This window comes from Pseudomonas saudiphocaensis, from assembly GCF_000756775.1.
GTDB lineage: Bacteria > Pseudomonadota > Gammaproteobacteria > Pseudomonadales > Pseudomonadaceae > Stutzerimonas > Stutzerimonas saudiphocaensis.
Genome location: NZ_CCSF01000001.1, coordinates 3356978 through 3381602 on the forward strand (window position 1 = coordinate 3356978; position 24625 = coordinate 3381602).

Consider the following 24625-nt stretch of genomic DNA (forward strand, 5'->3'; position numbering starts at 1 on the left):
ATTTATACAGGCGCGAACACGGGCGGGGTGTGCAGTGCAAAGTTGAGAGAGGCAGGAGATTCAAGCTCAACTGCACGCTGGTCGGGTTGTCAGGGGCCGGAGGAAAGTTTGGTAGAGGAGCGAATCGCGGCCCAGTACTTGATCAAATCACGCAGCTGGGACATTTCTACCGGCTTGGCCATGTGTCCATCCATGCCGGCATCGCGTGCGCGCTCGCGGTGTTCGCTGAGGATGTGCGCAGTCAGTGCTACAACCGGCGTACGCGGACGGTTTTCGCTTGCCTCCCAGGCGCGTAACTGTGCCGTGGCCTGGAAACCATCCAGCACAGGCATCTCGCAATCCATCAGCACCAGGTCGTAGTGTTTAGTCTTGATGGCTGCCAGTGCCTGCTCGCCGTCACTTGCAGTGTCGGGCTTGAGGTTGAGTTTGTTCAACATGCCGCGAATGACTTTGGTTGAGATGCTGTTGTCTTCAGCCACCAGAATACGGAAGTCTTCGGGGATCGGCAGGGCTTTTTCTGTTGCAAAAAAACGCGGTGCAACATTGCTACGGTGGTTGGCGAGTTCATCGGCCAGGGTCGCCTTCAGGGTATAGCCGGCCACGGGCTTGGCAAGGATGCGCTTGATGCCGGCGTTACGCGCCACGACCTTGCTCGGCGAGCTGCTCATGCCGGTGAGCATGATCAGCAGGATGTCGTGATTTAGGCTGTAGTCTTCGCGGATCTTGCTGGCCAGCTGCAAGCCGGTCATGCCGGGCATGTCCTGATCGAGCAATACCACATCGACATATTCCTGCAGGTGGGCCTTGCTGCGCAGCAGAGCCAGCGCCTCCTTGCCTGAAGCCGCGCAAGTGACCTCCATGCCCCAGCTGCTGCACTGCTGTTCCAGTACCTTGCGGCAGGTATTGTTGTCGTCCACCACCAACAGGCGTGCACCAAGCAGAGGGCCATTGAGATCGCTGGCCGACTGTTCTGCGGGTTTGGCCGTCAGCGGCAGGCTGATCCACAGGGTATTGCCGGTGGCTTCTCCGGTCTGAATGCCGAACTCGCCTTTCATCAGATGCACCAGCTGGCGCGCGACGGCAAGTCCGAAATGGCTGCCCTGGCCGGTTGTTGAGTGAAAGTTGCGGCTGTCCAGCTCGGCATTGAGCAGCGCTTCGCACTCTTCTGCCTCTAGCGGCCGTCCGCTGTCTTGAACAGTGATGCGCAGGCGGGTCCGTCCATCGGTTTCGTCAATGGCCGCTACCAACAGAACCTCGCCTTCCTGGGTCTGGCGGAAGGCATTTTCCAGCAGGCTCAGGAGTGCTTGGCGCAGGCGGGTCGGGTCGCCGGTGACGATGTGGGACATCTGCGGCTGGATAAAGCTGATCAGCTCGACCTTCTGCATTTCCGCTTTGGTTCGGAAGATGCCCAGACAATCTTCGATCAAAGCATTGAGGTCGAATTGCACGTCTTCCAGCTCGATTTGCCCAGACTCCAGCTTGGTGATGTCGAGAATCTCGTTGAGCAGGTTGAGCAGTTCGTTGCCGGAGCTGTGGATGGTCTGGACGTAGTCGCGCTGCTTTGGCGAGAGCGAGGTGTCAAGCAGCAGCTCACTCATGCCCAGCACGCCATTCATCGGCGTGCGGATTTCGTGGCTGATGCTGGCAAGAAAATCGGCCCTGGTCTTTTGCTCGGCGCTGGTAACGGCCTGAGCGGTATGTTGGGTGCGGTTGGCGGCGCGGATTTGGCGCTGGCGTTCCTGCACGGCGAGGCTAAGGATCAACCCGGCACAGGTGGCCATGCCGAACAGCATCGCTGAAAGCCCGTACGGCGCCAGCTGATTCAGCCCCAGCAGCATGGGCAGCATCAGAATGAACCCGGCATCCATTACCAGCATGCCCACCAGAAGCAGTCGTGCCGGCGCGTGACCCAGGCGCCAGTGATGCAGCGCGACTGCAGTGGCGCTGCCAGAGGCCAGCAGCACTGCACCGTAGAGCAGCCAGGCGGAGCGGAACGTTGGAACGAACAGCATGAGTACCGCCAGCAGACTGATGGCGCCTATCTGCAGGGCCAGCAGCCGCTTGCCCAAGCGTGTACAACGCTGCTGATAGAAATCCAGAATGAAGCCCAGCAGGAAAACAAAGGCCAGCAGCATCGAAACGTCGGCAATCAGGGCCTGATACGGGAGCAGGACTGGCGAACGAATGCCAAGCAATCCGCCATTGGCCAACGCAGACACCAGCAGTGCCAAATGCAGTCCAGCCAGGCCGAGGTGGCTATAGCTGCGACTACGGCTGAAACGCAGCAGGTTGTAGATCAGCAACAGCGCCAGGGCGCCAAGCAGCGTGCCGAACAGGTAGGCGTCGGCAGATTGTCGTACCAGTCCGGCTTCGTCGATAAGTTCAAACCAGGTCAGCATCACGTAATCGGACTGCAGCCTTATATAGGCGGTCCGCGGTTCGCTGTCGTTGGGCAAAGCGAAAACGTAGGCGCGATCGGCCAGAGGGCGGGCGCTGAACGGGCGCAGCTCGCCGGTGGATACGTGGCGCTCCAGCTCGGTATCGCGTAGCAGATAGAAATCAAGGTACTGCATGCGCGGTGCGTAGAACCACAGCCAGTGCGGCTGGGAATAGGGGGGCAGATTGATCTGCAGCCAGACCGCCTGGTCGGTGCTTGGGGCGCTATAGGACAGGCTGTCTAAACGTTGGAATAGCTGGCGCTGTGCGACCACTTCTTCAAGTGTGAGTCGGGCGGACGGGTCAATGAGGATGCGCCAGGCCTGGTCGGGGTGTTCGGCGGCCGGCGTTGTGCTGGCGGCTGGCTCAGCCCATAGCGTTCCTGCGCCTAACGATAGGCAGAGAATCAGCAGGATAACCATCCACAGCTGCCGCACGGCTGAAGTCCTTTTGCAAATGTACGGCCGATTATAAGCCGCGTAGTGACGCGCAGTAAGGGCGGGAGCATGGTCAGGCGGACGGGTTGCAGTGTTAACGGGCGGGTACTCGCCTGGCCGCTCGAAGCAGGAATGAGATCCCTAAATTTTCCCTATGTGACTAAATGTAGCAAAACGGATAATTCCTATATGAATATGTTTTTAAAATCAAGCCTAAATACGACTAATGTTTAACAACATCTTTCCATGCTGCATCTAGCATTTGCCGAGAACCACACAATAAAAAGACATCCCTGGTTGCAGGGCGATTCCGTGCCTGGTCGGTGGGTGTCATGGAGGCAAGCCATGAGCGTAGCAGCAACCGACGTTGGTCATTTACCGTCCCGACCCATGACCCCAGAGAAGCGCAAAGTCATCTTGCTTCTTCACTGGGGACAGTGTTCGAGTGGTATGACTTCTAGCTGTACGGATCGCTATCGGCGATCATCGCGGTGCAATTCTTCTCTGGGGTCAACCCCACAGCGGCCTTCATCTTTGCGCTGATGGCCTTCGCGGCGGGCTTTGCGGTACGGCCCTTCGGTGCGTTGGTCTTCGGCCGACTGGGTGACCTGGTCGGGCGTAAATACACTTTCCTCATCACCATCACGATCATGGGTCTGTCGACCTTTATTGTCGGGGTCCTGCCGTCGTATGCCACCTGGGGTATCGCTGCCCCGGTCATCCTGATTGCGCTGCGGTTACTGCAGGGGCTGGCCCTGGGCGGTGAATACGGCGGTGCGGCCACCTACGTCGCCGAACATGCGCCCCACGGGCGTCGTGGGTTCTATACCTCCTGGATCCAGACCACCGCGACACTGGGGCTATTCCTCTCGCTGCTGGTGATCCTCGGCACCCGGACCTGGATGGGCGAGGAAGCATTTGCCGCCTGGGGCTGGCGGATTCCGTTCTTGCTCTCCATCGTGCTGCTGGCCATTTCAGTGTGGATTCGCTTGACGCTGAGCGAGAGCCCGGTATTCAAACAAATGAAAGAGGAAGGCAAGACATCCAAGGCCCCGCTGACCGAAGCCTTCGGCCGCTGGGAAAATGCCAAGGTTGCGCTTGTCGCGCTGTTCGGAGGCACCGCCGGCCAAGCGGTGGTCTGGTACACCGGCCAGTTCTACGCGCTGTTCTTCCTGACCCAGACGCTGAAAGTCGATGGCGCGACGGCGAACATTCTGATCGCCTTGTCGCTGCTGATCGGTACACCGTTCTTCGTCATCTTCGGCTGGCTGTCGGACAAGATCGGGCGCAAGCCGATTATTCTCGGTGGTTGTCTGGTTGCAGCGCTGACCTATTTCCCGCTGTTCGCTCTGATCACTCACTACGCCAACCCGGCGCTTGAGCAGGCGCAGGCCAGTGCGCCGGTGACAGTGGTTGCTGACCCGAGCGAGTGCTCGTTCCAGTTCAACCCGGTGGGTACCTCGAAGTTCGTCTCATCCTGCGACATTGCCAAGAGTTTCCTGGCGCGCAACTCGGTGAACTACTCCAACGAAGCGGCGCCGGCAGGGACTGTGGCCAGCATCCGCATCGGTGAGCAGACCATTGAGTCCTTCCCAGGGGCCGGACTGGCGGCGGATGAGTTCAAGGCCCGCACCGATGCCTTCAATGCTGGCATGACCGAGGCCATACGTGCCCACGGGCTATCCGGCCAAGGCCGACCCCGAGCAGATCAACAAACCAATGGTGGTGGTGCTGCTAACGGTGCTGGTGCTGTTCGTGACGATGGTCTACGGGCCAATCGCCGCGCTACTGGTAGAGCTGTTCCCGACACGCATCCGCTATACCGCCATGTCGCTCCCGTACCATATCGGCAACGGCTGGTTTGGCGGCTTCCTGCCCACTACCGCTTTCGCCATGGTGGCGATGACAGGAAATATTTACTACGGCCTGTGGTACCCGATCATCGTGGCAATAATGACGTTCCTTATCGGCCTGTTCCTGATGCCCGAGACCAAGGACCGCGACTTGCGGAGCTGGCACTAACAGCTCGTTAGCCTCAAGGGGCTTTCTGAGTCCGTTGTCGCGCAACACTGCGATCGGCTTAGCAGGTGGTTTCTCAAACGGTCTGCTCAGCCGAAACGAAAGAGGCCCCGCAAATGCGGGGCCTCTTTCATCGTGCCGGTGGGCTGCTTCAACTTTCGCCCTGCTCGCGGGCGATCGCGCGGTAGCCGATGTCGTGGCGATAGAAATGCCCGTCCCATTCGATGCGCGCTGCCAGAGCGTAAGCGTTCTGCTGGGCTGCGCAAACCGTGTCGCCCATGGCTGTGGCACACAGCACGCGGCCGCCTGCCGTGGTGACTTCACCATCACGCAGGGCGGTGCCTGCATGGAACACCTTGCCTTCCAGCTGTGCGGCGGCATCCAGGCCCCGGATCACGGCGCCCTTGTCGTAGTCGCCGGGATAACCGCCGGCCGCCAAGACCACACCGAGGCTCGGGCGTGGGTCCCACTGCGCTTCGACCTTGTTCAATGCCTTGGCTAGTGCAGCCTCGACCAGCAACACCAGACTGGACTGCAGACGCAGCATGATCGGCTGGGTTTCCGGGTCGCCGAAACGGCAGTTGAATTCGATGACCTTAGGCGCGCCGTTGCCGTCGATCATCAGGCCGGCATAGAGAAAGCCGGTGTAAACGTTGCCTTCTGCGGCCATGCCCTTGACGGTCGGCCAGATCACTTCGTCCATCACGCGCTGATGCACTGCATCGGTGACCACGGGGGCTGGCGAGTAGGCGCCCATGCCGCCGGTGTTCGGGCCGGTGTCGCCGTCGCCTACGCGCTTGTGATCCTGACTGGTGGCCATGGGTAGCACGTTTTCGCCATCGACCATGACGATAAAGCTGGCTTCCTCACCATCGAGGAACTCCTCGATCACCACGCGTGACCCGGCATCGCCGAAGGCATTGCCGGAAAGCATGTCGCGCACGGCTTCCTCGGCTTCGGCCAGAGTCATCGCGACGATCACGCCCTTGCCGGCAGCCAGGCCGTCGGCCTTGATGACGATGGGGGCGCCTTTCTCGTGCAGGTAGGCCAGCGCCGGCTCGACTTCGGTGAAGTTCTGGTAATCGGCAGTGGGGATCTTGTGGCGGGCCAGAAAGTCCTTGGTGAACGCCTTGGAGCCTTCCAGCTGTGCTGCGGCTGCGGTCGGGCCGAAGCAGTCCAGGCCGCGAGAGCGGAACAGGTCGACCACGCCTTTTACCAACGGCGCTTCCGGGCCAACGATGGTCAGTTGCACGTTCTGCTCGGCGAAGTCGGCCAGCTGCTCGATGGCCAGCACGTCGATGTCGACGTTCTCGCACTTGGCTTCGGTGGCCGTGCCGGCGTTTCCCGGCGCGACGAATACCTTCTGCACCCGTGGGTCTTGCGCTACTTTCCAGGCCAGCGCGTGTTCACGTCCGCCGCTGCCGATGATCAATACGTTCATTGCTCTCTCCCTGTGGAGGCGGGTCTGGGGCCCGCGCGGTGGATAAGCGAAGCGTTATCCACCCTACGATGTCTGGCGTTCCGTGTAGGTTGGATGGCCAAAGCCATCCACCGCCGATTCAATGACGGAAGTGGCGCATGCCGGTGAAGACCATGGCGATGCCGGCTTCGTCAGCTGCGGCGATTACCTCGTTGTCACGCATCGAGCCGCCCGGCTGGATCACGGCGCTGATGCCGGCCTTGGCTGCGTTGTCAATGCCGTCGCGGAAGGGGAAGAAGGCGTCGCTGGCCATTACCGCGCCCGGCACGGGAAGGCCCGCATGCTCGGCCTTGATCGCAGCGATGCGGGCGGAGTTGACGCGGCTCATCTGGCCGGCGCCGACACCCACGGTCTGGCGATTCTTGGCATAGACGATGGCGTTGGACTTGACGAACTTGGCCACTTTCCAGGCAAAGATCAGGTCATGAATTTCCTGCTCGGTGGGCGCGCGCTTGGTCACCACCTTGAGCTCGTCGGCGGTGATCATGCCGATGTCGCGGCTCTGTACCAGCAGGCCGCCATTGACGCGCTTGAAGTCCCAACCCGGAGCGCGCTCGGCCGGCCACTGGCCGCATTCGAGCAGGCGCACGTTGGCCTTGGCAGCGACCACTTCACGGGCCTCGGCGCTGATGCTGGGAGCAATGATCACCTCGACGAACTGGCGTTCGACGATGGCGCGGGCGGTTTCACCGTCCAGCTCGCGGTTGAAGGCAATGATGCCGCCGAACGCGGATTCGCTGTCGGTGGCATAGGCCAGCTCGTAGGCCTGGCGGATGCCGCCTTCGTCTTCCGGCACCACCGCCACGCCGCACGGGTTGGCGTGCTTGACGATGACGCAGGCAGGTTTGACGAAGCTCTTGACGCACTCCAGTGCGGCGTCGGTATCAGCGACGTTGTTGAAGGATAGTTCCTTGCCCTGCAGCTGGCGCGCGGTGGCGACGCAGGCTTCGTCGGCATGTTCGACGTAGAAGGCTGCGATCTGATGCGGGTTCTCGCCGTAGCGCATGTCCTGCGCCTTGACGAACTGAGTGGTGAAGGTGCGCGGCAGCTGGGCGCGGTTCTCGGTGGACAGCGTCTCCGCAGCCTGATCGATGGTGCCCAGGTAGTTGGCGATCATGCCGTCATAGGAGGCGGTGTGCTCGAAGGCCTTCAGTGCCAGGTCGAAACGCTGGGCATAGGTCAGGCCGCCATTGCGCAGGTTGTCGAGAACGTCGGCATAGTCACCGGCGTTGACCACGATGGCAACGTCCTTGTGGTTCTTCGCCGCGCTGCGAACCATGGTCGGCCCGCCGATATCGATGTTCTCGATGGCATCCGGCAGGGTGCAGCCAGGCTTGGCCACGGTGGCTGCGAAAGGGTAGAGGTTGACTGCCACCAGATCGATCGGGTTGATCCCGTGTTCGGCCATGACTGCACCGTCCAGGTCGCGACGGCCGAGGATGCCGCCGTGAATCTTCGGGTGCAGGGTCTTGACGCGACCATCCATCATTTCCGGAAAGCCGGTGTAGTCGGCCACTTCGACGGCGGCAACTCCGTTCTCGCTCAGCAGCTTGAAGGTGCCGCCGGTTGAAAGGATTTCGACGCCAAGGGCAGAGAGTTCACGGGCAAATTCAACGACGCCGGTCTTGTCGGACACGCTGATCAGTGCGCGGCGGACGGGAAGGCGGAGGGAATGATCGGTCATTTCAGAGCCATTCGAGTGGAGGAAAAAGGTTGGTGAGCTGGGCGGTTGTGCCTGAAGATAGGTGTCGCGCCGGGCAACGCCCCTTCAGGCTCCAGCGCCTTCAGAGAAGATCGTACTGCTTGAGTTTCTTGCGCAGAGTGCCACGGTTCAGGCCCAGCAGTTCCGAGGCCTTGGTCTGGTTGCCCTTGACGTAGTTCATCACGGTCTCCAGCAGGGGCGCTTCCACTTCGGAGAGCACCAGGTTATACACATCCGTGACCTCGGCCCCTTCGAGATGGGCAAAGTAGTTGTGCAGCGCGGTCTCAACACTGGCGCGAAGGGTCTGGCCCGCCTCGCTCGGTGTATTCAGGTGCTGTTTGAGGTTAAGGTTGTCGCTCACAGATGCGGTTCCAATAGCCAGTGTTTCGTTCAACAGTGTCATGCGGCCACCCCTGTTTCATCCCTTGAGTCAGGGCTGTTTCGGCGCTCCTCGAAGAAGGTCCGAACACTAGCGCGTTGCGCGTCCCTGTTTTCCAAACAATTGAATCGGCTACGGTATTCCCGTGCCCCCGGTTGTGTTGCGAGATACCAGCTGACGTGCTTGCGCGCGATGCGTACGCCCATGACGTCGCCGTAAAAAGCATGCAGGGCGTCCAGGTGTTCGAGCAGTATCCCTTCGATTTCATCCAGCTCCGGCGCAGGCAGAAGCTCGCCAGTGCTGAGGTAATGGTCGATCTCGCGAAAGATCCACGGTCTACCTTGAGCTGCGCGACCGATTAGCAGCGCATCGGCGCCAGTGGCCTCGAGTACCTGTCGCGCCTTGAGCGGCGAGTCGATATCTCCATTGGCGAATACCGGCATCGATACGGCCTGCTTGATGCGAGCTATGGTTTCGTACTCGGCATCGCCCGTGTACAGATCGGCGCGGGTGCGACCATGGACGGCCAGTGCCGCAATACCGGACTGTTCGGCAATCTTTGCCACCGTAACGCCGTTCTTGTTCTCTCTGTCCCAGCCGGTACGAATCTTCAGTGTCACCGGCACATCCACCGCGGCCACCACGGCTTCAAGAATACTAGCTACCAGCACTTCGTCCTTCATCAGCGCTGAGCCGGCCGCCTTGTTGCAAACCTTTTTCGCTGGGCAGCCCATGTTGATGTCGATGATCTGGGCGCCCATCTCAACGTTGCGTCGGGCTGCTTCGGCCAGCATCTGCGGATCGCCACCGGCGATCTGTACTGAACGCGGCTCGGGATCGCCGTCATGCTGCATTCGCAGGCGCGACTTGCGACTATTCCACAGGCGTACGTCGCTGGTCACCATTTCCGAGACCACCAAGCCGGCGCCCAGACGCCGACAAAGCTGGCGGAACGGCTGATCGGTCACGCCAGCCATGGGCGCGAGGATCAGTCGATTCGGAAGAGCATAAGGACCGATGCGTACCGCTGACATGAAAATTCCCTGCTAGCTAGGGTCTGTTGATTTTTCGTCGCAACGCGGAGGCGCTGAAACACCTCAACAGCCCCTACGATCGGGGTGTAAAAAAGGGTGAGCATAATACCCGCTCTGTATGGCAGGTTAAAGCTTGGGCTGAACAAAATCTGAACAGTCACCAGCTTAGAGCCGAAGAGTGGCTTGTCACGTTCGGGCGATGGGCGGCGAGCCGATGAGGGCTGCGCCTGCCAGCGCGGCTACTCTGGCGAGTGAAAGGCCAGGCTGTAACTGACCGCCCGGGTGCCGGGATCGAGGATGTCCAGGGCGATGTGGATGGGTATTTGCGAAGGCATTTGGCGCTGGCCGGCCAGCTCGCCGGAGAGGTATTCGCCAGGCTTGAAGGTGCGGCTTGCCAGAACCTGCCCGGCGATATCGGTGAAGCGGATTTCCAGCAGGGGGAAGGGTTGGGCGAAGGGCGCACGGTTGTAAATGATCGCGTCGACCACTAGCGCGCCAGTGAATTCGGGGTGGCTGCGTACCACCAGGTTGCTGCTTCTGATTTGCTCGATATCGACTCGCGAGGGCAGTTCGCAGCTCGCCACCTGGCACAGCTGCTCAAGCCAGGGGCGGTATTGATCCTGGCGTGCGAGAGCGTCGAAATTGTAGGCCACGTACTGTCCGGCCAGTGCCAGCAGGGCCAGGAGGTTAAGCGCACCCCAGCCCAGCCAGCGGCCCCAGGGACGGCGGCGGGTCTCCCAGTCCAGCTGCAGCGGCTCGTCCTCAAGCTCGAACAGCGAGGCGTCACGGTCTTTCGTCGTGCTTGGCTGAACTTGCGCTCCTGGCGCTGAGTTGGCGATCGGCAGGCTCTCGGCTGATTCGGGCTCGGCTTCTTCGGTCTCGGTAAACGAAGGTTCCAGCCGCTCCGTTGGTTGGAGCAGGGCCGCTTGCGGCGGCATTACAGACGGTGTTGCGGCCTCGCGAGGAGCTTCGCTTGCCATTGTCCCCTGTTCGGGCGGATCTCCAACGTCTGCGACGTTTGCATTGGCGGAAGTCTGCGCCGTCTCTGCTTCCAGCAGACGTTCGGTCCAGCTTTCATCGTCTGCGCGCGCGGGTTGGGACTCTGTCTGCTCCAGCTGCAGAAGCTCGCGGGCCAGTTCCAGCTCCTCACGCTCCAGCTTGGCCAGCTCCTCGTCCAGGTCGAGACTGTCCAGATCAAGATCGTCGTGAATCCACAGGGTGTCGTCTTCGGGCCTTGCTGCGGGTGGGGGCTGGACTGGTACCTTGGCGGGTGGCTCGACAGCGCGGGCGCGCAGCTTATCCTCCTCGCTCAATTGCTGAAGCGCATTGAACAGCTCCATGCAGGCACCACAGCGCACCACGCCGCGGGCTGCAGCGAGCTGGGCGCGGTTGACGCGAAAGCTGGTGCGGCAGTGCGGGCATTGAGTGATGAAGCTGGTCATGCGGAGGTTCCGACGCTGGGTGCGCGTTAGTCTAACGCATGCGTATTGCCGAACGGCAGTGGGCATGTAGCCGTCACTGCCGTGAGCATTGTTCAGCGGCGGCGAATACCGGTGATTCGTACCCAGCCGTCTTTTTCGGCGGTGGGATCGAGGTCGAATTTATCGGCATAGGCAGCGCGTACCTCTTCGGCCTGCTCGACAAGAATGCCGGACAAGGCCAGCAAACCACCAGGCTTGACGCATTCGCCAATCTGCCCCGCCAGCTCCACGAGTGGGCCGGCGAGGATATTGGCGACCACCACGTCGGCCTGGCCGTCCGGCAATTGTTCGGGCAGATAGAGCGGAAAGCGTGCCGGGTCGATGCCGTTGCGCCCGGCATTGTCGCGCGAGGCTTCGATGGCCTGGATGTCGATGTCGGTACCGACCGCCTGTTCGGCGCCGAGTAGCAGCGCGGCGATGGCCAGAATGCCCGAGCCGCAGCCGAAATCCAGCACCTGTCGGCCCTGCAGTTGCTGGGCATCCAGCCATTCCAGGCACAGGGCTGTGGTGGGGTGGGTGCCCGTGCCAAAGGCCAGGCCGGGGTCGAGCAGCAGATTGACGGCGTCCGGCTCCGGCGCGGCGTGCCAGCTGGGCACGATCCACAAGCGCTGGCCAAAGCGCATGGGCTGGAAGTTGTCCATCCAGCTGCGCTCCCAGTCCTGATCCTCGATACGTTCCAGCTGGTGTTCGGGTAGTTCACCGCCGATCAGCAGCTGCAGGTGGGCCAGCAGGTGGTCTTCATCGATATTGGCTTCGAACAATGCCAGCAGGTGGGTGTGCGACCACAGCGGTGTGGTGCCCAGGTCCGGCTCGAAGATCGGCTGGTCCTCGGCGTCCATGAAGGTCACTGATACCGCGCCGATTTCCAGCAGGGTGTCTTCCAGGGCCGGTGCCTGCTCCGGTGAGATGGCCAGGCGAAGTTGTAACCAGGGCATGCGAAACTCCCTACGAAAGCCGCTTCAGGCGGCAAGCCTTAAACGGTAGGAAAAAGAAAGGGAGCGGCAATGCCGCTCCCTTCGGGTGCACATCATATCGCGTGTAGCTTAGTGCTTATCCATACCCAGTTTCTTTTCCAGGTAGTGGATATTCACGCCGCCCTTGCAGAAGCCTTCGTCACGAACCAGATCCCGGTGCAGTGGGATGTTGGTCTTGATGCCGTCGACGACGAGTTCGTCCAGTGCATTGCGCATGCGCACCATGGCCTCTTCACGGGTCGCACCGTAAGTGATCAGCTTGCCGATCAGCGAGTCATAGTTCGGCGGAACCGTGTAGCCGCTGTACAGGTGCGAATCGACGCGAACGCCGTTGCCGCCTGGCGCATGGAAGTGGTTTACCTTACCGGGACTCGGCAGGAACTTCTCCGGGTCTTCGGCGTTAATCCGGCATTCCAGCGAGTGGCCGCGAATGATCACGTCTTCCTGCTTGATCGACAGCTTGTTGCCGGCGGCGATGCTGAGCATCTCCTTGACGATATCCACACCGGTGACCATTTCGGTGACCGGATGCTCGACCTGCACGCGCGTGTTCATTTCGATGAAGTAGAAGCGACCGTCTTCATAGAGGAACTCGAAGGTGCCGGCGCCGCGGTAGCCGATCTCGATGCAGGCATCGACACAGCGCTTGAGCACTTCGGCGCGCGCCTTCTCGTCAATGTAGGGGGCAGGGGCTTCTTCCAGCACCTTCTGGTGACGGCGTTGCAGCGAGCAGTCGCGGTCGTAGAGGTGGATGGCGTTGCCCTGGCCGTCCGAGAGCACTTGGACTTCCACGTGACGCGGGTTGCCGAGGAATTTTTCCAGGTAGACCATCGGGTTGCCGAACGCCGCGCCGGCTTCGGTGCGGGTCAGCTTGGCCGATTTGATCAGGTCTTCTTCCTTGTGCACCACGCGCATGCCGCGACCACCGCCGCCGCCAGCGGCCTTGATGATCACCGGATAGCCCACTTCACGAGCGATGCGCAGCGCTTCCTTTTCGTCTTCCGGCAGCGGGCCGTCTGAACCGGGAACCACCGGCACGCCGGACTTGATCATGGCGTTCTTGGCGGAGACCTTGTCACCCATCAGGCGAATGGTTTCCGCTTTCGGGCCGACGAAGGCGAAGCCGGACTTTTCCACCTGCTCGGCGAAATCCGCGTTCTCGGCGAGAAAGCCGTAGCCAGGGTGGATGGCGGTGGCGCCGGTAACTTCTGCCGCGGCGATGATCGCCGGGATGTGCAGATATGAATTGGTAGCAAGGGGCGGGCCGATGCAGACGGACTCATCCGCCAGGGCCAGGTGCATCAGCTCGCGGTCGGCAGTGGAATGCACCGCGACGGTCTTGATGCCGAGTTCCTTGCACGCTCGCAAGATCCGCAGGGCGATTTCACCGCGGTTTGCGATCAATACTTTTTCCAACATCGCTGGCTCTCCGCGGTTCAAACGATGGTGAACAGCGGCTGGTCGTACTCGACCGGCTGACCATTCTCCACCAGGATGGATTCGATGGTGCCGCTGGTTTCGGCCTCAATGTGGTTCATCATCTTCATGGCTTCGACGATGCAGAGGATGTCGCCTTTCTTGACGCTCTGGCCGACATCAGCGAACGGCTTGGCTTCCGGCGAGGAGGCGCGGTAGAAAGTGCCGACCATCGGCGAGCGAACCACGGTGCCGTTGAGCTTGGGTGCGGCCGGAGCAGCATCAGCGACAGGTGCGGCAGCAACCGGTGCTGGCGCCGGAGCGGCGGGTGCCTGAGCGTAGATCGGCTGTTGCATGGCCACTTGCTTGCTGTGGCGGCTGATGCGTACCGACTCTTCGCCCTCGTGGATCTCCAGTTCGTCGATGCCCGACTCTTCCAGCAGTTCGATCAGTTTCTTGACTTTGCGAATATCCATGAAGCTTTGACTCCCAGGTAAGTTCAAAGGGTGTTGCTGCTCGCTTTTCGGGCCAGGTACCTGATTGGACAGGCCCGTCAAGAAGCAGCGAGTTGTTCCAGGGCGGCCTCCAATGCCAGCCGATAACCGCTGGCGCCAAGGCCGCAGATCACTCCTACCGCGACATCCGAAAAGTAGGAGCGATGGCGGAAAGGTTCACGTTTGTGCACGTTGGAGAGGTGCACTTCGATGAATGGGATGCTCACCGCCAGCAAGGCGTCACGTAACGCGACACTTGTATGCGTGAATGCCGCTGGATTGATCAGAATGAAGTCCACACCTTCGCTGCGCGCGGCGTGGATGCGCTCGATCAGTTCGTACTCGGCATTGGATTGCAGATGCAGCAGATGATGGCCGGCGTCGCGGGCACGCTGCTCGAGGTCCTGATTGATCTGTGCCAGCGTCACCGCACCATAGACACCGGGTTCGCGGGTGCCGAGCAGATTCAGGTTTGGGCCATGAAGGACCAGCAAGGTCGCCATGATTGTTCCTTGTTTTTATGCGCGGTCGCGACGCTTTTTAAGGCGGGCCGATCCGGAAAAGGGAAAAACTATGCATGAAGCGGGGGTTGACTGTCCAGTCATGCTGCAATCGGCGTAAATGCCCGCATTATGGCTGGAGTTTGCTGCAGGGTTTTTTATCGTTGCGCCCCTAGCGCAACGCCTCGGCCTGGTCGAGACGCTCAGCGAATTGCCCGGCGGTTACCTCGCCGACTACGCGAACCTGTTCCATCTCCTGCCCGCTACCATCGAAGAACAGCACAGCGGGCGGGCCGAACAACTTGTAGCGATCCAGCAACGCGCGCTGTTCGGCATTGCTATCGGTGATGTCGAAGCGGATCAGGCGGTAGTCGGCCAGGCGCGGGGCTATCAGCGGGTCGGCAAAGACTTCTCGCTCGATCACCTTGCAGCTGATGCACCAGTCCGCATACCAGTCGAGCACCAGCGGCTGCCCGGCAGTACGTGCCGCCAGCAGTTGCTCATCTAGTGCTGCGGGTGTCGAGACGGTATGCCAGCTTTCCGTGGCTACGGCACCGCTGCTTGCGGCCAGCGTGGTACGTGGCAAAGGCCGTAACGGATCGGAGCCGCCTTGCAGAGCCCCGACCCAGGCTGCCAGGGCGTAGAACAGCAGAACCAAGCCAAGCAGTTGCGCGAGCTTCTGCCGTGGCGTTTTGGTGGTCAGTTCAAGTGTGCCGAGGAACAGCGCGGCGCCTGCAGCAAGCAGCCCCCAGAGTGCCAGTGCCAATGGCCCTGGCAGCACGCGCTCGAGCATCCACACGGCCACGGCCAGCAGCAGCACACCGAAGACGTTGCGTACCGTGACCATCCAGGGGCCACTTTTGGGCAGGAGTGCCCCGCCACCCGTGGCGAACAATACCAGTGGCGCGCCCATGCCAAGCCCCAGAGCGAACAGCTTCAGGCCGCCGCCCAGAGCATCGCCGCTGGCGCTGATATAAAGCAGTGCGCCGGCCAGCGGCGCCGATACACAGGGTGAAACCAACAGGCTGGAGACGGTCCCCAGCAGTGCGGCGCCCATGAACGAACCGCCCTTGGCGTTCCCGGCCAGGCGGTCCAGGCGGCTGCTCAGGAAGTGGGGCAGGCGCAGCTCGAACAGCCCGAACATGGCCAGGGCGAAGAGTACGAAGAAGAGCGCGAAAGGCACGAGGATCCAGGGCGATTGCAGGCGCGCCTGCAGATTCAGCTCCGCGCCGAATACGCCCATTAATGCCCCGAGCACGGCGAAGCCCCCCGCCATTGGCAGGACATAGGCGAGCGAGAGCAGGAAGCTGCGCATGCCGCCGGTCTGGCCGCGTAGCACGACACCGGAAAGGATCGGCAGCATCGGCAGCACGCAGGGTGTGAAAGTCAGGCCCAGACCGGCGAGAAAAAACAGTGCAACCGCTCGCCAGGACAAGACGTCAGTACTGTCGCTGCGAGTATTACTGCTAACAGCGGGGCTGCCGTCCGCGTCGATCTTGAATGACTGGGTTTCCGGCGGATAGCAGAGCCCCTTGTCAGCGCAGCCTTGATAGCCGACCTGAAGGGTGAAGGGTCTGTTGTCGGGGTTCTGCACCGGCAGGCTGATATCCAGTACGCCGTAGTAGGCTTCGACTTCACCGAAATACTCGTCAGTCTTCTTTACGCCTGCTGGGAGCTGTGCCTCGCCGATAGTCACGCTGGGGTCGTCGGCCTTGAACTGAAAGCGATGGCGATACAGGTAATAGCCTTCGGCACCAATGAAGCGCAGCTGGATTCGTTCCGAGTTGGCGTCCACCAGGCTCAGGCGGAAAGCTTCGCGCACCGGGAGGAAATCGGCACTGTTGTTCAGCCCGCCCAACGTGGGGCTGGGGCGGCTGTCGAACAGGCTCGCGGAGGCGGGAAGGGCGAACAGCAGGATTAGCAGACTCAGCAAACGGCGCATGGTCATCTCGCAGGTAACAATGGTCGCATGATACCCAAGGCGGCAAAGGCCTGCTTGGGCGCAGCGTCGCACGCTCAGCGGCGTTGAAAAGGGCCCGGCGAGCCCCTGTCGCTGAGTGCGTTTTTGCTAGTTAAGAGCGAAGCGGGTGCTGACAGTCCATCCCAGACCGCCAAATGCCGCGAACCAGGTTTCGCCGTGTTGAGCTTGCTACTATGCTCCCGACCGCTGTTGCGTCTCGCTCGGTCGCTGTGCCCAGGAACTCTACAGCTGGTTACGGCTGTTCGTTTAGTAACCAAATAATGCCGTCGCGCTCGACGAAGGGCAGTGGCCGCAGGGATTGGCCCGAGCAGGGCCCGGCGACGCATTCGCCGCTGTCGATCAGAAACAGCGCACCATGGGTCGCACACTGGATCAGGCTGCCGCTGCCGTCGAGAAACTGGTCGGGAAGCCATTCCAGGGGAATCTGACGGTGTGGGCAGCGGTTCTCGTAGAGATGAAGGAGGCCGTCCTTGCGCACAGCGAACAGGCGCAGGCCGTTGGCCTCAAAACCTTTGCTCTGGCCTTCGCCGATCTCGCTCGCAGCGCATAAACGAATCATGCAGACACCTTCCATTTAAAGGGGCGGATTATTGCCCAGGCTGACCTTTTCATGCAGGGCCGCCATCGATATCGTGCTGTCACTCTGCCGGCTAGCCTGGTCGGCGTTGCTTATCGAGGATTACCGATGCGTTTTCTGCTGCCCGTGGTTATGGCGTTGCTCGTCGGCTGCCAATCGCTTCCGCCCTTGCACGAATGGCAGAGCCCCGAAGGGTTGGGGCATGCCGACCTGGGTATGATCGTCGATCTGCGCAGTGGCAAGGTGCTCACTCCGCAGCAGCTGGTGGAGGAACTGGCGACTAGCGCTCAGGTATTGGTGGGCGAGCGTCATGACAATCCCGACCATCACGCCCTGCAACTCTGGTTGCTGCAGGCTCTGGCCCTCAAGCGCGAGCAGGGCAGCGTGCTGTTGGAAATGCTCACCCCGAATCAGCAACAGAAGGTGGGCGAGGTGCAGGCTCGGATCAGACAGGGTGAGCGCCCTGCCGACCTGCCTGAAGCGCTGAGCTGGCAGCAAGGCTGGGACTGGGCGCTGTATGCGCCGCTGCTCGAGTACGGGCTGGCCCAGCCTTATCCGCTGTTGCAGGCAAATCTGGACCCCGAGGAGATATCCCGAATCTATCGCGAGGTGCCTTCGCTTAGTGGCGCTCCTGCCGCGGCTGAGGTGCAGGAGGCATTGCAGGAGCAGATTCGGGTGTCACATTGCCAAATGCTTCCCGAGGCCCACTTGCCGGCGATGCTCGCCGTTCAGCAGCAGCGTGACAGACGCATGGCGCAGCAGCTGATTGCTGCGCCGAAGCCGGCGATGCTGCTGGCCGGTGCCTTCCATGTACGGCGTGATCTGGGGGTGCCGCTGCATCTTCAGGGGCAGGCGAGCGCTGCTGAGGTGCGTGTGCTGATACTTGCCGAGGTGGGCGAAAGCGTGAAGGCCGAGCAGGCTGACTTCGTCTGGTTCACTCCGTCACAGCCGCTACAGGATCACTGTGCTCAATGGCGTGACAAGGCTGGATGAATTTCTGCAGGCAAAAAAAGACCCGGCAAGAGCCGGGTCAAAACCGTGATTAGCCTGATGAGGAGATAACTGAAAGATCGACTGCCTGGAGCCTTCAGATACCGGCTGATCTCGCGATCAGTTGAGAGAATAATAACAATTCTCATTTCGATGTCAACGAGTGCTCTGAAAATAAATCCGATCTTTTTGCCAGCAGGCTCAGGCGGTGATGGGCAGGCGCAACTGGGTAACTTCCCTATTCAGCAAGTCGATACGCCGGGCCATGCTTTCAATCAGGCTGTGGGCGATCTTGGGGTTGCTCTGCATCAGGCTGAGAAACTGCTCCTTGGGGATCACCATGACGGTGCATGGGGTGGTGGCCAAGACAGTGGCGCTGCGCTTTTCATGGGTGAACACGGCCATCGCGCCGAAGATTTCTTCACGCTGTACGTCACCAACCTTCTGCCCGTCGACAATGGCGACGGCATGCCCCTCGATGATGATGAAAACGTCCTCTGCGTCGTCTCCCTGGCGGATCAACTCCTCGCCGGCGGCGAAATGCTGGAAGCCTGTGGTGGGCTGGATCTCGGGCTGCTTTAGGCGTGCCAGAGCATCGGTCAGCAGCGCCGTCTGGCCGATCAGATACTGAGTGAAAAGCTCCTGGCGCTGCGGGGCGGCATGGATATGCTGGAATGCGGCGGCGCGTGAATAGGGGATCAGCCTAATCGACTCATCGCTGCGGTAACGGCAATGGGGAAGTTCGTGGCCTTGGCGCAGGCCCAGAAGATCGCCTTCCTGCAGGTAGAACAGCGGTCTTTCGTCAACCAGAGCATGCAGCAGCCCGCTTTCGATGATGAACAGCTGCTGCGTGTGCAGTTCCTCGTTGAGATCTTCGGAGCTGCCGATCTCGATAGTTGCGCCTGAAGGTGCCAGGCCATCCAGCAGCTGTGCGGGAATCTCTTGCAGGCGGTTGATCAGACGGTCGGCGTAGGCTGGCTGTTCTCCGAGTAGATACATGACGGCAATCCTTGAACAAACGAGCTTACGAAGTTGAACGGTGCGGGCGCCAACAATAATCGTCGCGCAGGGGCGGAGTAAATCGCTCCGCGCACGGGTTGTGAGCTAGCTCTAGTTGGTGTGGTGAGAAGAGTTCAGACGCTGGTTCAATTCATCCTTGACCGAGGCCGGAAGAGCTTTCCAGTCGAGATCGCGCAGGGCGCCCTCGATTGCGTAGAGCAACACCCGCGAGGCGCTGAAACCACGTGTTCTGACCGCCAGATAAGCCTCTACCGCGCCCAGCCGGCGAAGATCATCCAGAGTATGGATGCCCGATGCATGCAGCCATTGTGCGGAAGTCTTGCCGAGGTTTTTCAAAGTCAGCAATTCGTCGTGCATGGCGTCCCCTGACGGCCTGACTGGCCGATGAGGAAGTGGGGCGGCCCGCAAGGACTGCGCCGCTGTTAAACCGCCCGCCGAACGAGCGGGCGGTACCAACAGTATAGAAGCCGCGCCGGGTTCTGCCCGCGCGGCCGGGGACGGTAAGTCGTAGCGGCTCTACTGGGGCTCGTCAGAGCCCGGGTAGGCGTTGACGAATGGCGGCCAGCAGACTGTCCAGACTGGAAGCATCGGCAGTATCGAGACGTCGGCTGAGCAGGCGCTCGCTCTCGCTCAGAGGCTCGCGTGAAGCCTGCTGAGCCTTGACCACCTCCATGGTGGCATCGGATGGGTCGCTGCCCTCGGCTTGTCGCTGGGCGAGCCACTGCTCGATCACCGCATCTGCCGCTTCGCAGTCGATGATCAGGAAAGGTACGCCGGTGGCCTCGGCAACTTGCCAGGCAGCCTGGCGCTGCTCCTGCTTGAGATAGGTGGCGTCGATCACCACCGAAAAGCCTGCATTCAAGGCTGCTTCGGCCAGTGTGTGCAGGCGCTGATAGGTAGCTTCACCAGCTTCCGCGCTGTAGATGCCGGCGCCCAGGCCGGTAGACTGCTCCTGCTGTTCACCATGCAGACGCTTGCGCTCCACATCCGAGCGCAGCCTGAGCATGCCCAGCGCCTCGACCAGTCGCAGGGCAACATGGCTTTTGCCGGATGCCGAAACACCATGAGTGATGGCCAGGAAACGCGAGGGTATGGCGCTGTAGCTTTCAGCCAGGTTGGCATAGCTGCGGTATTGGCGGACGACCACCTTGCGCTCGACGGCATCCTGCTCCTGATAAAGCCGGAACAGGCTGACCTTGGCCCGGACCAGCGCGCGGTAAGCCTTGTACAGGTTGATCAGCTCCAGCGCGGCGTAGTCGCCGGTGCGCTCCAGCCAGCCATTGAGGAAACGGCGCGCCTGGCATTTCAGGCCGCGGTCTTCAAGGTCCATGGCCAGAAAGGCTGCGTCGGATGCGATGTCGATAAAGCGGAAGGGGTCGTTGAATTCGATACAGTCGAACAGAACCACCTTGTTGTTGATGATGGCGGCGTTACCGAGGTGCAAATCACCGTGGCATTCGCGGATGTAGCCCTGCTGGCTGCGCTGCTCCAACAAGGGGTACAGGCGCTCGATACTGGTTTCGGTCCAGTCGATCAGTGCGTCTAGCTGCTGGAGATCGGCCGCCTCGGTCAGGAGCGGGCGGATCTGCTCGAAGTTCTGCCGCATTGGCGCGACGATCGCTTCGGCACTGTTCAGCGGATGGTTTGCCTCTACTGGCGGGATGCTTTGATGGAACTGGGCGATTTTTTCGGCGAGGGCATCGATGTGGGCGTCGGTCAACTCGCCCCGCGCCTGAACTTCGGCCATGAGTTGGGTTTGCGGAAATTCGCGCATCTGCACCAAATATTCGATGGGCTCGCCTTCGCCGCCGATGATTGGGGCATCAAGGGTGCCGGTTATCGGCAGTACCTGCAGATAGAGCTCGGGCGCCATGCGCTGGTTCAAGAGCAGTTCCTGCTCGCAGAAATGTTTGCGCGAAGCCAGTTCGGTAAAGTTAAGAAAGCCGAAATCCACGGGCTTTTTCATCTTATAGGCATAGGCGCCTGTAAGAATGACCCATGAAATATGGGTTTCGATGACCCGGAAGCCGTCGACCGGATGTGAATAGAGGGCCGGATTCTGCAGGGCGGCGATCAGTGCTTGGCTCACGGTCATTCCTTGTAAGTCTGTTGTGCGGGATGGTGTGAGAGTGGAACCCGCTCACATAGTCGGAAAACGCATCATTATGTCTATCCGAGAGCACCCTGCAAACCGCCAGGAGGCCGCATTCTCGGAAGGTCAAAGTGCGTATAATCCGCCGCCATGACTAAAGCACGCTCTTCTCGCTCCCGTTCAAAACGCCGGCCCAGAGGCTCCAAGCCCTGGTTTGGCTGGCTCCTGAAGCTATTTCTAGTGGCATTGGTGATCTTCGCCGGCGTCGCTGTTTATCTGGATGCAGTGGTTCAGGAAAAGTTTTCCGGCAAGCGCTGGACCATTCCGGCGACGGTTTTTGCCAGGCCGCTTGAGCTCTTCGTCGGGCAGAAGCTCGACAAGGAAGATTTCCTGATGGAGCTCGACGCGCTGGGTTATCGGCGTGAGCGCACTGTCGATGGGCCGGGGGTGATTTCGGTTGCCGGCAACACCGTCGAGATGCATACGCGTGGGTTCCAGTTCTATGAGGGGGTCGAGGAGTCACAGCGTATTCGCGTGCGTTTTTCGGGCGACTTCGTGGCAGGCCTTACCCGTGCCAATAACGCCGAACTGCCGGTAGCGCGGCTCGAGCCTCTGGTGATTGGTGGACTCTATCCGGCGCATAACGAAGATCGCATCCTGATCAAGCTGGAGCAGGCGCCGCCTTACCTGGTAGAGACTCTGGTAGCGGTCGAGGATCGTGAGTTCTTCGATCATTTTGGTGTTTCGCCCAAGTCCATTGCTCGTGCCGCCTGGGTCAACCTGAGTGCAGGTGGCGTGCGGCAAGGCGGTAGTACCCTGACTCAGCAGCTGGTCAAGAACTTCTATCTGAGCAATGAGCGCAGCCTCACTCGTAAGGCCACCGAGGCGCTGATGGCGGTCTTGCTCGAGTTGCACTACGACAAAAACGAAATTCTCGAGGCCTACCTCAACGAGGTGTTTCTTGGCCAGGATGGTCGACGCGCGATCCATGGTTTCGGCCTGGCCAGCCAGTATTTCTTCGGTCGTCCGCTGCGTGAACTGCAGGTCCAGCATGTCGCGCTGCTAGTTGGAATGGTCAAGGGGCCGACCTACTACAACCCGCGTCGCCATCCGGAGCGGACACTGGAGCGCCGCAACCTGATACTTGATCTTCTGGTCGAGCAGCAGGTTCTTGATGCCGAGGCAGCAGCTGCGGCCAAGCAGAAACCACTAGGTGTGACACCGCGCGGCAGCCTGGCCGACAGCTCTTATCCGGCGTTTCTCGATCTGGTCAAACGCCAGTTGCGCGAGGAATACCGCGACGAGGATCTGACCGAAGAAGGCCTGCGCATCTTCACCAGCTTCGATCCGATCCTGCAGGTTAAGGCCGAGAAGGCCATGACCGAAACGCTCAAGCGCCTCGGCAAGGCTGCCGAGGGCGTGGAAGGGGCGATGCTGGTGACCAATCCGGAAACCGGCGAGTTGCAGGCGATGCTGGGCGGTCGCCAGCCAGGATTTGCCGGCTTCAACCGGGCACTGGATGCGTCGCGACCCATCGGCTCGCTGATCAAGCCGGCGATCTATCTGGCGGCGCTGGAAAAGCCCAGCCAGTACACCCTCACCAGTTTGCTGGAAGATGAGCCGTTTTCGGTCAAGGGAGCCGATGGTCAGGTATGGCGTCCGCAGAACTATGGCCGCAACTCCCATGGCTCGGTTTACCTCTATCAGGCGCTGGCCAACTCCTACAACTTGTCTACGGCACGGTTGGGCCTGGATCTGGGTGTGCCACATGTGCTCAAGACGCTGGAGCGGCTGGGTGCTTCGCCGCAATGGCCGGCTTATCCCTCGATGCTGCTGGGGGCGGGCGGTTTGCGCCTGATCGAGGTGGCGGACATGTACCAGACACTTGCCAACGGCGGTTTCAACACACCGTTGCGAGGCATCCGCAGTGTCGTTGCGGCCGATGGTGAGCCGCTAAGCCGCTACCCGTTCAAGATCCAACAGCGTTTCGATGCCGGGGCGATCTATCTGACTCAGTACGCCATGCAGCGTGCCATGCTTGAGGGTACCGGGCGCTCGGTCTACAACCATGTGCCAAGGTCGCTGACGCTGGCGGGCAAGACTGGCACCACCAACGATTCTCGTGACAGCTGGTTTGCCGGCTTCAGTCAGGATCTGCTGGCGGTGGTCTGGCTGGGGCGTGACGACAACGGCAAGACATCGCTGACAGGTGCCACTGGTGCCCTGCAGGTCTGGGCTGACTTCATGCGCCGTGCCGATCCGCTGCCGTTGCAAATGGCCATGCCGGAAAACGTCGTCATGGCCTGGATCGATGCCGAGACCGGACAGGGGTCGGCGGAGAATTGTCCTGGCGCGGTGCAGATGCCCTATATTCGCGGCAGTGAGCCGACCCCGGGACCAGGCTGCGGTGTTCCAGCACCTGGCGAATCGGTGATGGATTGGGTGCGCGGGTGGTTACGCTGAGCCGCGCCTGCTGCGTGAAGCAACCCTGTAGGCTGCATGAAACGATTATGAGGTTTTAATGTGAGCAACAAACGATGGATGGTTGTTCTGGCGGCCGCGGCGCTGGCGCAGGGCTGTGCGACGGTCAATCGAGGTGCGATTCCCGTGGTCGATGCCGGCGCGCCGGTATCTGAAGAGGTCGCTGCGCGGCAGGGCTATCGCACCGGCAGCGCCCCTGCTCCTGTCCAGGGAGTGCAGGCTGGTGCGGAGGACCCTGGCGTGATGGTCATGGTGCCGCAGCAGAACTCGGCCCCGCTGCAGACATTTGCCGCCCCGGATGCCACTTTCAGCGGTTCAGTCGACCCTGCGCCCGGTGCGTCCGAGCCATGGACACCGCCGCCCGTACCTCAGGCGCCGGTGCAGAGTCAGCCAATGCCCAGCGGCATACCCTCGGGTGGCGGCCTGTCTGCTGATGAGCGGCTCGACGGTCCGGTACTGGCGCTATTGACTACTGCGCAGCAGCTGCAAGGTGGGGGTGATCTCGATGGCGCCGCATCCAGTCTCGAGCGCGCCCAGCGTATTGCGCCGCGCGAGCCGCAAGTGCTCTATCGCCTAGCCGAAGTACGCCTGGCCCAGGGCGATGCTGTCCAGGCCGAGCAGCTTGCCCGCCGCGGGCTGAGCTACGCCGGTGATCGCCCCGCGCTGCAGGCGAGCCTCTGGGAACTGATCGCCCAGGCGCGTGAGCGCCAGGGTAATGCCGCCGGGGCTGCGCAGGCCCGCGAGCGTGCCAAGGTTTCGCTGTAATGGTGCGCTGTGATGGATAGTCGCGCTCCTGAGCTGGCCGAGCAGCTTCTGCTGATCGAGCGCGAGCTGCGTGCACTGGGGGCTTGGCAAACCCTGCCACCTAGTCCTCAGGCGCTTGCCAGCCGCGAACCCTTCTGTGTGGATACGCTGACGTTCGAGCAGTGGTTGCAGTGGATCTTCCTGCCGCGCATGAAGACGATCCTCGAAGCAGGCACGGCACTACCGGCCGCTTCGGGCATTCTGGCGATGGCGGAAGTGGTCTATCGAGATTCGCCGTCACAGGTTGCCGGCTTGCTGGAGGCCTTAAAGAGGTTCGATCTGCTGATCAGTCTCGGCGAGGGCTGACGCTCGCCAACCGGGTTGGCGA

At 61.1% G+C, this 24625-nt stretch carries 19 protein-coding genes and 1 pseudogene; 5 read left to right on the forward strand and 15 right to left on the reverse strand.

The annotated features are described in order from the left end of the window. Positions 1–89 precede the first annotated feature (89 nt). A complete protein-coding gene (locus BN1079_RS15630; RefSeq protein WP_052114543.1) occupies positions 90–2858 on the reverse strand; it encodes a hybrid sensor histidine kinase/response regulator in 2769 nt (922 codons plus the stop codon). Positions 2859–3263: 405 nt separating this feature from the next. Here BN1079_RS15630 and BN1079_RS15635 point away from each other — a divergent pair. Next, a pseudogene (locus BN1079_RS15635) lies at positions 3264–4895 on the forward strand (MFS transporter). A 148-nt stretch (positions 4896–5043) separates the two neighbouring features. Here BN1079_RS15635 and purD read toward each other — a convergent pair. From purD to BN1079_RS15690, 11 genes are all read right to left on the reverse strand, one after another. Continuing rightward, positions 5044–6333: a phosphoribosylamine--glycine ligase gene (gene purD, locus BN1079_RS15640; RefSeq protein WP_037026034.1), complete on the reverse strand. Its 1290-nt coding sequence runs from the start codon at positions 6331–6333 to the stop codon at positions 5044–5046. A gap of 118 nt (positions 6334–6451) precedes the next feature. Beyond that, positions 6452–8056 (reverse strand): bifunctional phosphoribosylaminoimidazolecarboxamide formyltransferase/IMP cyclohydrolase, encoded by a 1605-nt coding sequence (purH, locus tag BN1079_RS15645; RefSeq protein ID WP_037026035.1) that lies wholly within the window; start codon positions 8054–8056, stop codon positions 6452–6454. Between the two features lie 100 nt (positions 8057–8156). After that, entirely contained in the window at positions 8157–8477 is a 321-nt protein-coding gene (gene fis, locus BN1079_RS15650) for a DNA-binding transcriptional regulator Fis (RefSeq protein WP_037026036.1), read from the reverse strand. Further along, complete coding sequence (gene dusB / locus BN1079_RS15655; RefSeq protein WP_037026038.1) at positions 8474–9487, reverse strand: tRNA dihydrouridine synthase DusB; 1014 nt, start codon at positions 9485–9487, stop codon at positions 8474–8476. Before dusB ends, fis begins: the two co-directional genes overlap by 4 nt. A gap of 239 nt (positions 9488–9726) precedes the next feature. Beyond that, entirely contained in the window at positions 9727–10929 is a 1203-nt protein-coding gene (locus BN1079_RS15660) for a DUF3426 domain-containing protein (protein WP_037026040.1), read from the reverse strand. Between the two features lie 92 nt (positions 10930–11021). Next, positions 11022–11903, reverse strand: coding sequence for a 50S ribosomal protein L11 methyltransferase (gene prmA, locus BN1079_RS15665; protein WP_037026042.1), 882 nt, complete (start codon positions 11901–11903; stop codon positions 11022–11024). Between the two features lie 108 nt (positions 11904–12011). After that, complete coding sequence (gene accC, locus BN1079_RS15670; protein WP_037026044.1) at positions 12012–13361, reverse strand: acetyl-CoA carboxylase biotin carboxylase subunit; 1350 nt, start codon at positions 13359–13361, stop codon at positions 12012–12014. 17 nt (positions 13362–13378) lie between these two features. Then, complete coding sequence (gene accB, locus BN1079_RS15675; protein ID WP_037026046.1) at positions 13379–13834, reverse strand: acetyl-CoA carboxylase biotin carboxyl carrier protein; 456 nt, start codon at positions 13832–13834, stop codon at positions 13379–13381. A gap of 77 nt (positions 13835–13911) precedes the next feature. Beyond that, the gene (gene aroQ / locus BN1079_RS15680) at positions 13912–14355 is read right to left on the reverse strand and encodes a type II 3-dehydroquinate dehydratase (RefSeq protein ID WP_037026049.1); all 444 of its coding nucleotides are present in this window, start codon (positions 14353–14355) and stop codon (positions 13912–13914) included. A 169-nt stretch (positions 14356–14524) separates the two neighbouring features. After that, complete coding sequence (locus BN1079_RS15685; RefSeq protein ID WP_037026051.1) at positions 14525–16294, reverse strand: protein-disulfide reductase DsbD; 1770 nt, start codon at positions 16292–16294, stop codon at positions 14525–14527. 271 nt (positions 16295–16565) lie between these two features. Beyond that, positions 16566–16892 (reverse strand): Rieske (2Fe-2S) protein, encoded by a 327-nt coding sequence (locus tag BN1079_RS15690; RefSeq protein ID WP_037026052.1) that lies wholly within the window; start codon positions 16890–16892, stop codon positions 16566–16568. A gap of 126 nt (positions 16893–17018) precedes the next feature. On the opposite strand from BN1079_RS15690, the gene BN1079_RS15695 reads away from it, so the two are divergent. Continuing rightward, on the forward strand, positions 17019–17903 hold the full coding sequence (locus BN1079_RS15695) for a ChaN family lipoprotein (protein WP_037026053.1): 885 nt from the start codon (positions 17019–17021) through the stop codon (positions 17901–17903). Positions 17904–18101: 198 nt separating this feature from the next. Here BN1079_RS15695 and BN1079_RS15700 read toward each other — a convergent pair whose 3' ends face one another. From BN1079_RS15700 to BN1079_RS15710, 3 genes are all read right to left on the reverse strand, one after another. Then, complete coding sequence (locus tag BN1079_RS15700) at positions 18102–18899, reverse strand: cyclic nucleotide-binding domain-containing protein (RefSeq protein WP_037026054.1); 798 nt, start codon at positions 18897–18899, stop codon at positions 18102–18104. Between the two features lie 111 nt (positions 18900–19010). Beyond that, on the reverse strand, positions 19011–19277 hold the full coding sequence (locus tag BN1079_RS15705; protein ID WP_037026055.1) for a TfoX/Sxy family protein: 267 nt from the start codon (positions 19275–19277) through the stop codon (positions 19011–19013). 172 nt (positions 19278–19449) lie between these two features. Then, on the reverse strand, positions 19450–21009 hold the full coding sequence (locus BN1079_RS15710; protein ID WP_037026056.1) for a bifunctional aminoglycoside phosphotransferase/ATP-binding protein: 1560 nt from the start codon (positions 21007–21009) through the stop codon (positions 19450–19452). A 153-nt stretch (positions 21010–21162) separates the two neighbouring features. Between BN1079_RS15710 and mrcB the strand changes: the two genes are divergently transcribed. The 3 genes from mrcB to BN1079_RS15725 all read left to right on the forward strand — a co-directional run bounded on the left by mrcB (position 21163) and on the right by BN1079_RS15725 (position 24603). Further along, entirely contained in the window at positions 21163–23475 is a 2313-nt protein-coding gene (gene mrcB / locus BN1079_RS15715; protein ID WP_037026057.1) for a penicillin-binding protein 1B, read from the forward strand. Between the two features lie 78 nt (positions 23476–23553). After that, positions 23554–24258, forward strand: a complete 705-nt coding sequence (locus BN1079_RS15720) for a tetratricopeptide repeat protein (RefSeq protein ID WP_037026058.1) — start codon at positions 23554–23556, stop codon at positions 24256–24258. A gap of 12 nt (positions 24259–24270) precedes the next feature. Then, a complete protein-coding gene (locus BN1079_RS15725) occupies positions 24271–24603 on the forward strand; it encodes a YqcC family protein (RefSeq protein ID WP_037026059.1) in 333 nt (110 codons plus the stop codon). Positions 24604–24625: the final 22 nt, after the last annotated feature.